Here is a 15,120-nt window from a genome sequence, read left to right on the forward strand (position 1 = left end):
TGGTTAATCTCTATACTCAACAGTACTACGCTTTCCATATTTGATTACTGGTACGCGGATTCACGTCTTTCATGGCATTGCGAGTATCAATGATCACATCATTCCAATCAGCCAGCTCTTGGTAATTAATATCAGAATGGTTGGTTGAAATGATCACCGCATCAAAACTGGAAATCGTTTCTTCATCCCATGCCACCGTCTTTAATCCGGTCCATTCTTTATGTTCTCTCGTTTCCCAGATTTCAGGAATATAGTGATCATAATAAGAGACATTTGCCCCATATTCTTTTAGCAAATCCATTAGCTTAAAGGTAGGCGATTCTCTCAGATCATCGACATCCGGCTTATAGGCAAGACCGACAATCAGTACATCACTTCCATTAACAGGTTTGTAATGTGCATTAAGTGCTTTAATGGTTCGTTCAATTACATAATCAGGCATACTTGTATTAATTTCACCGGCCAGCTCGATAAAGCGTGTGTTTTGCTCATATTCCCGAGCTTTCCATGTCAAATAAAAAGGATCAATAGGAATACAGTGTCCGCCCAAACCGGGACCGGGTGTAAACTTCATAAATCCAAAAGGTTTCGTTGCAGCGGCATCCAACACTTCGTGGATATCAATTCCCATCTCTTGGAAGACAACTTTGAGTTCATTTACCAAGGCAATATTTACAGAACGAAAAATATTTTCGGTAAGCTTCACCGCTTCGGCTGTTTTGTTGTTAGAAACGGCTACGGTCTCTACAACTATTGCATCGTATAGTGAACAGGCTACCGCAAGAGCGTCGGCCCCATCAGCTCCAACTACCTTTGGAATTTTTGCCGTATTAAAATTCGGATTTCCGGGATCTTCGCGCTCCGGGCTATACGCTACAAAGAAATCCTTCCCTGACTTCATCCCCGAAGCCTTTTCTAAAGTCGGAATAATAAGCTCATCTGTTGTTCCGGGATATGAGGTGGATTCCAATATTATCAACTGCCCTTTCTGAATATGTTTGGCAATCGCTTGAGTAGTTTGCTCAACATACTGCATATCCGGCTCGCGATAGGGGTTCAGCGGCGTAGGCACACACATGATAATCGCATCCATTTCCCGGAGTTTGGAAAAACTGATCGTCGCTGAACATCGATCAGATTCCGCCAGCTTTTCCATCATATCATACCCAAGATGCTTTATATAAGGTGTACCACTCTCGATATTATCTATTTTGTCCTGATCCACATCAAAACCTACCACCGGAAATGCCTTTTCATGGAACGTCCACATTAGCGGCAGTCCAACATAGCCAAGACCAATAATTCCTATCTTGGCCGTTCTGTTTTGAATCCGATTAATAAAATCGTTTCGTAATTCAACAACAGGTTTGGATTTTGCAGTTCCTTTGTTATTGGATGTAATTGGAAAGTTTGGAATAGTCTTCATCTTTATTATTTATTATCAGATTAATTTTTTCTTGGTCTTCACGAACCATCTCTTCAACAAGTCCTTCAAACGTATATTTGGGCGTCCACCCTAACTTTTGTCGCGCTTTAGTGGCATCCCCAATAAGCAGGTCCACTTCGGTAGGACGAAAATAGCGGGGATCGATTTCTACAATCACATCGCCCGTTTCGGTGTTGATCCCTTTTTCGTCAATTCCTTCACCAATCCATTCGATCGTAATACCGGCATGATGGAAGGCCAGCTCACAAAACTCTCTTACACTATGCGTAACACCTGTGGCCAATACCAGATCTTCGGGGTCATCCTGCTGAAGCATCAGGTACATGCCTTCAATATAATCTTTGGCATGTCCCCAGTCCCGTTTGGCTTCCAGATTACCGAGGTAGGTCTTTTCCTGCAAGCCAGCAGCAATACGAACAGCAGCTCGGGTAATTTTTCGAGTTACAAACGTTTCACCGCGAACCGGTGATTCGTGATTAAATAGAATACCGTTTACCGCATACATGTCATATGCTTCACGATAGTTCACCGTAATCCAGTAAGCATAAAGCTTGGCAACACCATATGGTGAGCGCGGATAAAATGGTGTTGATTCTTGCTGTGGTACTTCCTGTACCTTTCCATAGAGCTCGCTTGTCGAAGCTTGGTAAAATTTCGTTTGGTCTGTCATACCCAGTATCCGGATTGCTTCCAACAGTCGTAGCACACCCATAGCATCTACGTCGGCCGTATATTCGGGAGCTTCAAAAGAAACCTGCACATGACTTTGGGCAGCCAGATTATAAATCTCATCGGGTTGGGTTTCCTGAATAATGCGAATCAAATTTGTAGTATCTGTCAGATCACCATAGTGCAAATGAAACGGTAACTCATCGGCGTGAGGATCTTGGTAAATATGGTCTATACGTCCGGTATTAAATGAACTTGATCGCCTTTTAATACCGTGAACTTCATATCCCTTTTGCAGCAAAAATTCCGCCAGATATGAACCATCCTGTCCCGTAATACCCGTAATTAATGCGACTTTCTTGTTCTCTTTCAAAGCATCCCTCCTTGTTTATTTAAAACTAATTTCATGTTATAACTTTATTTCCTTTAGCTGATTAATATTCTGCAGGAACCAGCGATAGGTTTCCATAAGCCCATCTTGCAACTCTTTACTATGCTTCCATCCCAGAGAATGCAACTTTGAAACATCCAGCAATTTTCTTGGAGTCCCATCGGGCTTGGAGGTATCCCAAATTATTTCTCCCCGATGACCAATAATCTTTTGTATTAGGTAGGCCAATTCTTTGATTGAGATATCTTTACCCGTTCCCACGTTGTAAATATCTCCCTTAATCTCATTCTCTACCGCAAACAAAATGGCTTCTGCCATATCCTGAACATGAAGAAATTCCCTTTTGGGCTTCCCTGTCCCCCACAACTTTACCGGGGTATGACCATTTTCAGCTGCTTCATGGAACTTCCTGATCATCGCGGGTACCACATGAGAAGACTTCAGATCAAAATTATCTCGGGGACCATATAGGTTTGTCGGCATCAGAGATACATAATTGCGACCGTACTGACGATTCAATGCTTCACACAGTTTTATTCCCGTAATTTTGGCAACAGCATACCACTGGTTGGTGGGTTCTAAAGAACCCGTTAATAAATAGTCTTCTTTTATAGGTTGCTTGGCATGTTTGGGATAGATACACGAGCTGCCAAGAAAAATAAGCTGGTCAACATTATTTTCATGGGCCGCATTTATTACATTGCTCTGGATAAGCAGATTATCATACAAAAATGGATACGGGTTTTGGTCATTTACTAAAATTCCCCCAACCCTGGCAGCAGCTAAAACAATTACATCTGGCTGCTCCTCACTCATAAAATCTCTAACAGCTTGCTGATTACGCAGATCCAATTCACTGCTCGACTTAGTAACTATATTCGAATAGCCGTTACTTTTAAAAATCTCCAGCACCGCTGCCCCAACCATGCCTCGATGACCTGCTATATACACTTTTGTCTCTTTCATATTCTGTTTTACTATATAAATAACCGTTCCGTACACAACTTTGATACAATAACTGTACCATCTTTAAACAAGCTACTCTGTATCATTTAATGCGAAAATTGTTACCTGCTAATCTTCAGAGGATAGGTGATTACGAGTAATAATTATATGGAGGCGGTGATAATGAGCAATAATTTTACATGCCGGGAAGGAGCAATAACATATGTATGTATCGGCGTCGATATTTTTACAGTCATTTCGTATTTTCTTTTGTTTGATTAGCAAACTAAAACTCCACTCATCCGCAAATACATGAAAACAGTTGCTTTTAAAACGCTCGGCTGTAAGCTGAACTACTCTGAAACGATGGCTATTCAGCGTGATTTTGAGCAAGAGGGGTACGATATCACAGATTTCGATAACCAAGCAGATATCTATGTTGTAAACACCTGCTCGGTGACCCAAAGTGCCAACAGCACCTGTCGCCGAACGGTGCGTCGCGCCCTACGCAGAAATCCCGAGGCCTTCATTGCGGTCATAGGATGCTATGCGCAGCTGGAACCGGAGGAAATCGCAGAAATTGACGGTGTGGATGCGGTGCTCGGAGCCAAAAACAAATTCAAGCTGCTCGAACTTTTTGACGATTTTGAAAAACGATCCAAACCCATTGTCTATAATTCGGATGTTAATGAGACCGTCGATTTCCATAACGCTTTTTCTGCGGATGATCGCACCCGGGCTTTTCTGAAAGTTCAGGACGGATGTAGCTATAACTGCTCGTTCTGCACCATCCCGATGGCGCGTGGCAAAAGTCGAAGTCCGAAAATTAATACCGTTGTTGAAAACGCGAAGTTATTAGTTGAGGAAGGCTTTAAAGAAGTGGTAGTAACTGGAGTAAATGCCGGCGATTTTGGTCGCGGTACAGATGAAAATTTCTTTACGCTTCTTCAGGAACTGGATACTATTGACGGACTTGAACGCATCCGTTTTTCATCGGTGGAACCAAACCTGATGCACGAAGAGATTATTCACTTTACGGCAGAATCCGATAAAATACAGCCGCACTTTCATATGCCCCTGCAAAGTGGCAGTGATAAAATGTTGGGACTCATGCGGCGACGTTATCAATCGGATCTGTACCGGCAACGGGTTGAGCTTATTAAGAAACTTATGCCCGATGCGGCTATCGGTGTGGATGTGATTACAGGACATCCCGGGGAAACGGATGAGCTCTTTCAAGAGTCTTACGATTTTGTCGACAGCTTGCCTGTCTCCTATCTGCATGTGTTCACTTACTCCGAACGTCCGAACACACATGCGTTAAATATCGAACCTCAAGTGCAAGACAGCGTGCGTAAAGAGCGAACCCATAAAATGCGTCGACTCTCCGAGAAAAAACGGTATAATTTTGACACCTCTTTTGCTGATGAAGTACGTCCGGTATTGTTTGAAGGAGCGAATAAGAATGGAGCCATGCTGGGTTGGACAGATAATTATATCCGTGTTGGAGTGCCTTATAATCCCCAATACGAAAATAGAATTTTGCCGGTTAGGCTGGGAGCACGAGCAAAAGAGGGCTACCTGATTGGAGAGTTAACGCAGGAAGCAAAACAGGAACAGAATGTAATTGCTGAACTTGTCGGATAAGTAAATGCTATGGCTGATTCCAACCGATATCCCAAAGACATTATTGACGATGCAATCAATTTCATTGAGAAAGAACGTGAATTGTACGGGGATTTCTCAGTGAATCCCAAAAGTAAAGAATCTACACAAGACGAATCTCCTGCTTCCCAATCCACATCTGCCGGATCTTCCAGCAATAATACCGTAACAGAACCATCTTTGCAGGAAACATCATCGAGTAAAAATAATCAGCAAGAGGAAGGATTTACGCCCCAAGAAGGGTTATTTAATAAGGATGAATCCAACGATGTGTATTACCACATTGATAAATGTAATTCGCTTGATGAGTTAAACGCATTATGTCAAAAAGCCGATGTACTCCGAACTGATTTAGAGGGCACACAATTGGTGTTTGGCGTGGGAAATCCCGATGCGGATTTAATGATTATTGGTGAAGCACCCGGAGCCGAAGAGGATAAACAGGGAGAACCGTTTGTGGGAAAAGCCGGTCAACTGCTGAATAAAATTTTGGATGCTATCAACTTTAAACGAGAAGATGTATATATCGCCAACATCCTAAAGCATCGTCCCCCCAACAATCGCAATCCCAAACCGGAAGAGCGCGAACGAAGTCTGCCTTTTTTATTGCGACAAATAGATTTAATAGAACCAAAACTGATCTTGGCTGTTGGAAAAGTGGCAGCCCAAACACTTCTTGATAAAAATCTTTCCTTAACAAAAATGCGGGGCCAATTTCACGACTTTCGAGGTAAATACGAGTTACTTGCCACCTATCATCCGGCGGCCCTGCTCCGTCACCCAAAATGGAAACGTCCCACATGGAAAGATGTTCAATTGCTCCGTGAACGATATGATGAACTCGGCGGTCAACCCTGAAAATTTTTTAAAAAATATAGGGTCTTTCACTTCGGTAAGAGTGACGCTTTTATTATACTTGTGAATGCGTGAACAAATAGCATTTACTCTTGTTCATTTCCTTCAAATCATACGAACTCGCTATAATTTCAGATCAGTTCTCGGATGGCATCAAATAAAGGCTCAAATTATAATAATGCTGATTCAAAGATCCTGGATCAGGAAGGACGCGTTCCTCCTCAAGCAGTAGAAGTTGAAGAAGCAGTGCTGGGGTCCATGCTGATTGAACACGAAGCGGCAACCATTGCGCTGCAGATGCTGTCTCCGAATGATTTTTACAAGCCTGCTCATCAGCATATTTTTGAAGTACTGCACGACCTTTATGAACGCGACAATCCGCTTGATCTGCTTACCGTAGAAAACGAACTGCGCGATAAAGAATTACTTGATACCTGTGGCGGACCGGGCTATTTGTCTGAACTTACACGCTCGGTCAGCTCGGCGGCAAACGTTGATTATCATGCCCAAATTATTGCTGAAAAAGCAACTAAACGAAATTTGATACTGGGCTGTACCGATATCATCAAGCAAGCATACGATAGCTCTTCTGATACGATAGATGTACTGGATTATGCCGAGCAACGCATTTTTGATCTGGCTAATTCGAAGCAACGAGCTCAAGCACAACCTATCGGTGATGTTTTAAAAGATACCCTCTCTTATCTGGAAGATATCCGTGGTAAATCTTCTGGTATTACTGGTGTTCCCACCGGTACTGATGTAGATAAATTAACGGCTGGTTGGCAAAACGGTGATCTTATTATTATTGCTGCACGTCCCTCGATGGGTAAAACAGCCTATGTTTTAACAACAGCACGTAATGCGGCGTTACATCAAAGTGAGAAGCTGCGAACCAAGGTGGCAATTTTTAGTCTGGAGATGTCGAATCAGTCGCTGGTCCAACGTCTGCTGACGATGGAAGGTCGAATTAATGCTCAAAGTGCTCGATCAGGACAGTTAGAGGATGAAGATTTTAAGCGTCTTATTGATGCTGCCGGCAGACTTTTTACGGCCAATATTTTTGTAGATGATACTCCAGGCCTAAGCATCATGGAGCTTCGCACCAAGGCACGTCGACTCAAAAGCGAGCATGATATTGGGCTTATCATTGTGGATTATCTACAGCTGATGACGGCCAGTGGAGATCACGGTACCAGGGAGCAGGAAATTGCGTCTATATCACGAGGGCTTAAAGCCTTGGCTAAAGAGTTAGATGTACCAGTTGTGGCCCTGTCGCAACTTAGTCGTGCCGTTGAGCAGCGCGGTGGTGATAAGCGTCCACAGCTTAGTGATCTTCGTGAATCGGGATCTATTGAACAGGATGCGGATGTTGTGAGCTTCATTTACCGTCCCGAATATTATGGTATTAAAACTACACCAGAGGGCCAATCTACCACTGGTCTGGCAGAGATTATTATCGGCAAACAACGTAACGGGCCCACCGGCAGCATACCACTGTATTTTGTTGAAGATTATGCTCGATTCGAAAATCTTACTACTGCAGATGCGGGTCCATATGGAGAGCCAAATAACAATTCTTCCGACAACGGTAATCAATCGAGTAATGGGGGGCCACCACCAACGGGACATAGCCCCGGCGGTGATGACGCTCCATTTTGATAGCTAATTAGCACATTTTACTACCTTCACTATCCGTTTATTTATCTGCGCTCATGCCTCTCTCTTGATGGAGCCTTTTTGGCATCATTAACCTCTTCTCACAATCGTCTAATCAACTATACCGCGTATATAAATTTTTGATCATATTCTCTCACTCTAATCCTTTATAAGACACCTTTCGATAAGTTTGTTCCAATCAACAGATTTCCAAAAAATTATTTCACGGGATGATTCTCATCAGAAACTACAAAACGTTTATCTTTTTCATCAGGTGGCGATACAATTGCTTGGTCCTCTCTGCGATACTTCTGAATAAAACCTTGCACTTTTAAATAAATAGTAACCGGTATATACATAACAGATTTTAGAAACTTTTGTTGAGTGCCAGCAGCCGTCAAGGCTATAGATATACTTGTTATTGCTACACCAAATATTACTAACCAATACAGTAGTGGCGATAGTGATATCCATCCTAATCCCCACAACGCACTATTTATTAACCCCATTGCTGCAATTAAGAAAATAATATTGGCAATTTTTGGTAATAATAATTCAATTAATATATCGACATACTTATGCGATTTTGTTTTTACAGCCCTTCCCAAAAGCTGAGGTAAATACTTCCTTAGGGACTCGTTAGGAGTGCTGAAATAACTATTATTATCATTATTTACAGGTAATATGGATGTAAAGACAGCTGCATTTGGAGCAAAGTCTATTTCTACTCCCCTTAACCGTAAGTCAAAACCGTATTCAACAATGCTTGGTTGCTTCTCTGTCTTCCAAGGAAATTCACGTAACAAAACAGTGGAAAAACATATTCCATTATTTCCAAGAGTTAACCCCAAACCAATATTTTTACGTCCTATTGGATATACGAATCGATTGAGCAAAAAATCCATTTCACAAATTTTATCAATCCAGGTTTTAGGGTTATCCAAATTATTATAGCTGCACTGTATCACCTCACTCCCCTGTTCTAAATAATAATTCATTACCTCCAGATAGTTGCCCGATATCAAACCATCAGAATTAAAAGTAACAACTGCATCGTAAGATTCATCTCCATGCAATATGCTATCAAATGCCCAAGGCAAAATCATATTTTCATCCTCCTCTCGTGTATCTGTTGGAGGTACCATAATTTTTGCCCCCATTTTTTCTGCCATCTTAACAATATTGTTAGAATAACTATCAGCAATGACTATCAAATCATATTTGTTTTTAGGATATATCAGCCCCGATAAGCTATATAGAATACGAGATAATCCCTGCTCTTTTTCCTGAGCAAATAAAAGAACTGCAAATTTTCGAATTTTAGAAGCTTCATAATCAATGTTCTTATTTTTCAGTAAGGCTAATAAACTAATCAGCAAATAGTAACTGGTAACGCCCCCCGCCACACATACTAACAAATAATTAAGACCCTCAATAAAAATCATCGTTTACCTTCCTTGAAATCTGAATAAATAATAAATACTGTTTCTCTGTATCCTTTTCTCATGAATCCCTAAACCAATATATATACTACTCTTTACCGTTATATAAGCAACAAGCGCGCCAAGATAGAAGAAAGACCATTAATAAACCTTAATTATCCCTTTGTAGAAATGCTTACATGTAGCCTCTGCTATTAAAGTAGAACAGTATACAGCGTTATCACTTTATTAGGAATAACGTCTAACCGAAGATAGATTATTTATTGAGGGGTATCCTAACCCAGGAAATCAAAATATTATGACTCAATATTACACTTACTTGAAAAGCTTCTATGAAATTAATACCCAAGTATACTTTTCTCGTTGAAACAAATAGTTCCCTGACTTTACATTAGTTGATCAAAATACTGAATGCTACAATAAATAAAGATTGGCACATTTGTTGTAACTAAGACATATAGAAAGAGAAGGACTCTTAGAAATACCCGGAAGTTTGACCATGAGATTATTTGCTTTGAAAATTGGTCAAATTCAATTTTGATCGGGGTTATCATATATCCACATACATATTTCTATATATCATGATTGTATCAAAAAATACTCTCAAAACCCAAAATGCCCTACCCAAAGACATAGAAAAATCTTTCACAAGTCTATTGATGCAAGATATTTACCACAAGGTTTTGCAGCTGGCTAAGCTCGACTCAAATATTCTGATCATTGGGGAAATTGGCTCTGGGAAAAAAAACATTGCCAAAATTATTCATCAAAATAGTAAGCGATCTACTAAACCTTTTTATTCATTCTATTGTGTAGACGTTAATGAAGATGATTATCAAGATAATTTTTGGGGACATCTTAACTTTGAAGAACGTCAACTTACGCTAAAATATAAGGCTTTAGAACAGACCCAAGGCGGTATTCTGTATTTAGATCAATTTTCAGAATTATCCCCAAAATATATGCTCAATATTCTTGCATCCATAGATAAAGGAATTAACCAGCTATACCGCTTAGATAACACTTCGAGCCCCCGATTAATTCTTTCTTTTAACCAAGAATCATATCAAGATCTTACTAATTCATCTATATGGGAAAAACTACTTGTCAAGTTAGATCCAGTAGTAATAATGCTGCCGCCCCTTCGCGAACGCAAAGAGGATATTCCCATCCTAATAAATAATTTTATAGAAGAGTTTAAGGAGCAAAATGAAGGCTATAAGAATTTAAATATATCGCCTCAAGCCCTTTATAATTGCTTCAATTATAGCTGGCCGGGCAATATTCGTCAGCTTAAAAATGCAATATTGCAAGGAGCCATTCTTTCATTTGGTGAGACAATAAAATCGGAACACCTTCCATTTACGATGAACTGGGACCTCCCATATAAACTTAATAACAACAAGATATAATAAGAGTACTCCCCTTTTATTTAATACTCCTATTCAAAAATATTTCTTTGTATATAGTAAAAGCGAGTTTGTACAATATACAGCTAAGAAGTACTTTCTTGCGCTTCTTTCTCAGCCTCATACTTTGTTAATTTATTGTGTAGTGTTTTTCTACTGAAGCCCAAAATCTTAGCTGCTTCCGTTTTATTATTATCCACCGAATAAAGCGTATGATCAATAACTTTACGTTCGATTTCCTCTAAGCTTGTCCCAATAGGAATTTGAATTATTTTGTCGTAAGCACTGCCTTTGGATACTGGATATATATTTTCTCCTCGATGAATTCGCGATGGAATAACATCAGGAGTAACCTCCTCTCCATCAGCAAGTACCACACTACGCTCAACAATATTTTTTAGTTCACGAACATTACCAGGCCAATCGTACGATAAAAACATCTCCATAATTTCCTCGGAGAATACAATTTCTTCGATGCCGTAGTTTTCCACAAAATGACTTTTATAAAAGTCTACTAATAACGGAATGTCTTCCTTTCTATGTCGGAGTGGTGGCACATATAATTCAATAACATTCAATCTGTAAAAAAGATCTTCTCGAAAACTTCCGGATTGGACTTGGTCAAAAAGAACTTTATTTGTTGCTGATATCAAGCTTATATCAACATTAACCTCTTCTTTGCCCCCAACTCGTCTAAATGATCCTAATTCCACAGCACGCAATAACTTAACCTGAACGGATTTGGGCATCTCACCAATTTCATCTAAAAAGAGAGTACTTTTGTGAGCTAACTCAAAGCATCCCTCTTTTCTGGCATGTGCTCCTGTAAATGCGCCCTTCTCATGGCCAAATAGTTCACTTTCAACCAACTCAGATGGAATAGCACCACAATTTATGGCTACTAACTCATTTTCGCTTCTATTGCTGTGGTAATGAACTAATTGAGCTAAGACTTCTTTCCCTGTTCCATTTTCCCCGGATATTAAAAGGGTTGCTTTCGTTTTAGCTACCTGCCTTACCTTGCCCAGCAAATCTTTCATAGTAGGATTTTGCGTAATAAAAACAGGCTTCTTGGATCCCTTTTTCTTATTAATATCATTATCACTTAACGAATTCTCCTCCATAATCTGTCTCCCCCCTCTCCTTAATTATATTGTTTAATTTAAATCTTACTCACTTTCTATTATCCTAATTCTAATTCTATCTTTTAATTAGTGTAGCCAACCCGCACTTTTAATTTTCTCACACTACTCATTTTAGTCTCTCTGATTTTTAGTAATTAAAAATCTATTATTATTTGTTTCCATATTCAGTTAAAATCTCCTAATATTTATGTGGGGAAATCCTTTATACATATTAATTTATAAACAAATAATAGGTTTCTCACTTCTAATATTTAAAAGTAAATATTTTGAGATTCATATAGGATCTGTCACAGGGCATGACTCCTTCTGACCAAAAAAACTTGTTTATTACTTGAGCATCTTCAAAGCCTTACGAGCAGCCTCCTGTTCAGCTTCTTTTTTACTCTTACCTTCGCCCTGGGCAATGGGTTTCTCATCAACATAAACTTCCACTCCAAAAGTTTTGTCATGGCCCGGCCCCTCCTCTGATACAACAGTATAGGTAGGAATTTTCATTTGCTCAGCTTGGGCAAACTCCAGCAATAAGCTCTTGTAATTATCAAGCGTATTTACGATTTGATCAAAATCAACGTATTGCTCAATAACTTTTCGAACAAATTTTGAGGTCGGTTCATATCCCAGATCAAGATACAGTGCACCAACAAGTGCTTCAAAAAGATCAGATAAAACACTCTTGGATTCTTCAATCCCTTGTCCACGTACCCTTTTCCCTAACAACATAAGATTATTCAGCTTCAGCTTTTCGGCATACATTGCAAGGGTATCTCCTTTAACAAGTTTGGCACGTAGCTTGGTTAGAAATCCCTCGTTTTCGTTGGGGAAAAGGTCAAAAATAATTTCTGTTACAATCAGATCAAGTACAGCATCTCCCAAAAATTCGAGACGCTCATAAGAATCAATGGAAGAATATTTTTCGTCGGCTAATGTGGAGCGATGACGCAAAGCGCGTATATAAATAAAAGGATTATCAATTGAATTGCCGATAATCCCTTCAAGTTTTTTTATTCGTTCTTCCTGCTCAGGCGGTAATTCCTCATCTGTTTGAAAATATGACCTGAGTTTGTCAAACATTAACTACTATTCTTCAAACTTTTTAAATACGAGCGTGGTGTTATGGCCTCCAAACCCGAATGCATTATTCAATGCATATTTTACATCTCGAACTTCTGCTTCGTTGAAGGTATAATTCAGATCACACTCCGGATCGGCCGTTTCAAAATTGATTGTTGGCGGAATCATCCCGTGATAGGTTGATAGCACAGTAGCTAACGCCTCAATTGCCCCGGCGGCACCAAGTGCATGTCCTGTCATCGACTTGGTAGAATTATGATTGATCTCATATGCATGATCGCCAAAAACCTTTTTTATCGAATTAGTTTCGGCAATATCGCCAAGCGGTGTTGAAGTACCATGCATGTTAATATGATCTACATCCTCAGTTGAAATGTCTGCAGATTCGAGTGCTCTGTTAAGAGCTAAAATAACTCCTTCTCCATCAGGATCGGGAGCGGTAATATGGTGAGCATCAGCAGAAAAACCATATCCTACAATTTCTCCGTAAATTTGAGCTCCGCGTTCTTTTGCATGCTCATACTCCTCCAAAAATAGAATACCCGATCCTTCACCCAGCACAAAACCATCTCGATTCTTATCGAATGGTCGGGATGCGGATTTCGGATCATCATTACGGGTAGACATAGCTTTCATGGAGTTAAAACCCGCCACACCAATACGTGATACAGGGGCTTCTGAACCTCCAGAAACAGCCATCTCACTCTGTCCGTTTTTAATGGAGTCGTAAGCCAGAGCAATGTTGTGAGAACCGGTAGCACATGCTGAGACAGCACAAAAGTTGGGACCTTTAAATCCATATTTAATAGAAATTTGTCCCGCTACCATATCGGGTATTAATTTGGGAATAAAGAATGGAGACACGCCCCGAGGTCCATGTTCATGAAATGAAATGGCCTGCTCATAAAAAGTATTCATACCTCCTATTCCCGTTCCGACTATTACGGCCACATCATCTTTATTGATTTCATCCAAATCGAGACCGGTATCCTGAATTGCTTCTTCGGCTGCAATCAGTGCATACTGGCAAACCTTATCCAGCCGACGCGCTTCTTTGCGTTCGAAGTAATCCTGTTCCTCGTAGTCTTCAATTTGTGCGGCAAATTTGGTCGGAAAGTCAGAAGTATCAAAATGCTCAATAGGCTGAGCTCCGCTCTTACCCGATATTAACCCATTCCAGAAATCAGGTGCCGTCTTACCTACAGGGGTAAGGGCACCTATTCCGGTAATTACAACTCTGCGATTAGACATGCTAAAAATATTAGCGCTTGAGAATGTTAGCTTACTTTCTCCTGAAGATATTCAACAGCATTACCTACTGTAGCAATGTTTTCTGCATCTTCATCAGGAATACTGATATCAAATTCTTTCTCGAACTCCATAATGAGTTCAACAGTATCCAATGAATCAGCACCTAAATCGTTAGTGAAGTTCGCTTCGTGCGTAACTTCTGATTCATCAACACCTAATTTATCAACAATAATTGATTTTACTTTTGATTCAACGTCTTGAGACATAACGATAATTTAACTTATGTTCGGGTTAATTTTAATGAAAACTGCCCACTTTCGTTAAGCATGGGCTGAAAATACAATTTAAATTTATAAAATACACTTTATGTAAAAAGTGTATCGAAGGTATACATTTCAATACAAAAATTCTGGGTTACATCCCCATTCCGCCATCAACTCGGACAGTTTCTCCGGTAATGTAAGAACTGAGATCTGAAGCTAAAAATAATACTGTATTAGCAACTTCTTCGGCATCACCGGCACGAGCCATTGGGGTTTCATCTTTAATTGTTTCAAGAATTTCCTCATCCAACTCATCAGTCATTTCCGTAGTAATATATCCGGGAGCTACAACATTTGCTCGGATATTTCGGGAAGCAAATTCCTTAGCATAAGATTTCGTAAATCCAATGATTCCCGCTTTTGATGCAGCGTAATTACTTTGGCCGGCATTGCCAGAAAGCCCTACAATGGAACTAATATTGATAATAGAACCGCCACGATTCCGCATCATCGGCTTGGCAACGGCTTTACTGTAATTAAAAATACTTTTTAAATTGGTATCAATGACCTGGTCCCACTGTTCTTCACTCATTCGCAAAATTAAATTATCTCGAGTGATACCGGCATTATTTACCAGGATATCCAGTTTCTCCCAGTCATCCGTTAATTCTGTAATAACTTCTTCTGCCTTCTCGAGCTTCACAGCATCAGCCTGGATAGCTTTCGCCTTACAACCCTTGGCCTCAATTTCTTCTTTTACTTTATTGGCCGCATCAACCGAGCTGGCAAAAGTAATCGCTACATCGGCCCCATAATCTGCCAACGTTAACGCAATCGACCGACCGATTCCGCGGCTTCCTCCTGTTACTAATGCTGTCTTTCCTTTCAGTGATAAACTCATCGTAGTA

General features: G+C 40.1%; 13 protein-coding genes. 4 read left to right on the plus strand and 9 right to left on the minus strand.

Annotated features, from left to right (window positions below; genetic code table 11):
• Positions 1-25: 25 nt before the first annotated feature.
• The 3 genes from CK503_RS14290 to CK503_RS14300 are packed head-to-tail and all read right to left on the minus strand — an operon-like array spanning position 26 to position 3,473.
• Positions 26-1,426: a nucleotide sugar dehydrogenase gene (locus tag CK503_RS14290; RefSeq protein WP_095607511.1), complete on the minus strand. Its 1,401-nt coding sequence runs from the start codon at positions 1,424-1,426 to the stop codon at positions 26-28.
• Entirely contained in the window at positions 1,389-2,489 is a 1,101-nt protein-coding gene (gene gmd, locus CK503_RS14295) for a GDP-mannose 4,6-dehydratase (protein WP_095607512.1), read from the minus strand. Before gmd ends, CK503_RS14290 begins: the two co-directional genes overlap by 38 nt.
• Before the next feature lie 36 nt (positions 2,490-2,525).
• A complete protein-coding gene (locus CK503_RS14300; RefSeq protein ID WP_095607513.1) occupies positions 2,526-3,473 on the minus strand; it encodes a GDP-L-fucose synthase family protein in 948 nt (315 codons plus the stop codon).
• 291 nt (positions 3,474-3,764) lie between these two features.
• Between CK503_RS14300 and mtaB the strand changes: the two genes are divergently transcribed.
• The 3 genes from mtaB to dnaB all read left to right on the plus strand — a co-directional run bounded on the left by mtaB (position 3,765) and on the right by dnaB (position 7,634).
• On the plus strand, positions 3,765-5,099 hold the full coding sequence (gene mtaB, locus CK503_RS14305; RefSeq protein ID WP_095607514.1) for a tRNA (N(6)-L-threonylcarbamoyladenosine(37)-C(2))-methylthiotransferase MtaB: 1,335 nt from the start codon (positions 3,765-3,767) through the stop codon (positions 5,097-5,099).
• A gap of 9 nt (positions 5,100-5,108) precedes the next feature.
• Positions 5,109-5,975 (plus strand): uracil-DNA glycosylase, encoded by an 867-nt coding sequence (locus CK503_RS14310; protein ID WP_095607515.1) that lies wholly within the window; start codon positions 5,109-5,111, stop codon positions 5,973-5,975.
• Positions 5,976-6,119: 144 nt separating this feature from the next.
• Positions 6,120-7,634, plus strand: coding sequence for a replicative DNA helicase (gene dnaB, locus CK503_RS14315; protein ID WP_095607516.1), 1,515 nt, complete (start codon positions 6,120-6,122; stop codon positions 7,632-7,634).
• A 215-nt stretch (positions 7,635-7,849) separates the two neighbouring features.
• On the opposite strand, the gene CK503_RS14320 is transcribed toward dnaB, so the two are convergent.
• Positions 7,850-9,076 carry a glycosyltransferase family protein gene (locus CK503_RS14320; protein WP_095607517.1) on the minus strand — a complete coding sequence of 409 codons (1,227 nt, stop codon included), beginning with the start codon at positions 9,074-9,076 and terminating at the stop codon, positions 7,850-7,852.
• A gap of 578 nt (positions 9,077-9,654) precedes the next feature.
• Between CK503_RS14320 and CK503_RS14325 the strand changes: the two genes are divergently transcribed.
• Positions 9,655-10,485, plus strand: a complete 831-nt coding sequence (locus CK503_RS14325; protein WP_095607518.1) for a sigma-54-dependent transcriptional regulator — start codon at positions 9,655-9,657, stop codon at positions 10,483-10,485.
• A gap of 83 nt (positions 10,486-10,568) precedes the next feature.
• Here the strand turns inward: CK503_RS14325 and CK503_RS14330 are convergent, their stop codons facing one another.
• The 5 genes from CK503_RS14330 to fabG form a co-directional block, all read right to left on the minus strand.
• On the minus strand, positions 10,569-11,606 hold the full coding sequence (locus CK503_RS14330; protein ID WP_095607519.1) for a sigma-54 interaction domain-containing protein: 1,038 nt from the start codon (positions 11,604-11,606) through the stop codon (positions 10,569-10,571).
• 348 nt (positions 11,607-11,954) lie between these two features.
• Positions 11,955-12,698, minus strand: coding sequence for a ribonuclease III (gene rnc, locus CK503_RS14335; RefSeq protein ID WP_095607520.1), 744 nt, complete (start codon positions 12,696-12,698; stop codon positions 11,955-11,957).
• Between the two features lie 6 nt (positions 12,699-12,704).
• Positions 12,705-13,949 (minus strand): beta-ketoacyl-ACP synthase II, encoded by a 1,245-nt coding sequence (gene fabF, locus CK503_RS14340; RefSeq protein WP_095607521.1) that lies wholly within the window; start codon positions 13,947-13,949, stop codon positions 12,705-12,707.
• A 26-nt stretch (positions 13,950-13,975) separates the two neighbouring features.
• Complete coding sequence (locus CK503_RS14345; protein ID WP_095607522.1) at positions 13,976-14,215, minus strand: acyl carrier protein; 240 nt, start codon at positions 14,213-14,215, stop codon at positions 13,976-13,978.
• A 148-nt stretch (positions 14,216-14,363) separates the two neighbouring features.
• Positions 14,364-15,113, minus strand: a complete 750-nt coding sequence (gene fabG / locus CK503_RS14350) for a 3-oxoacyl-[acyl-carrier-protein] reductase (protein WP_095607523.1) — start codon at positions 15,111-15,113, stop codon at positions 14,364-14,366.
• Positions 15,114-15,120: the final 7 nt, after the last annotated feature.

Source organism: Fodinibius salipaludis, assembly GCF_002287075.1.
GTDB classification, from domain to species: Bacteria; Bacteroidota; Rhodothermia; order Balneolales; family Balneolaceae; genus Fodinibius; species Fodinibius salipaludis.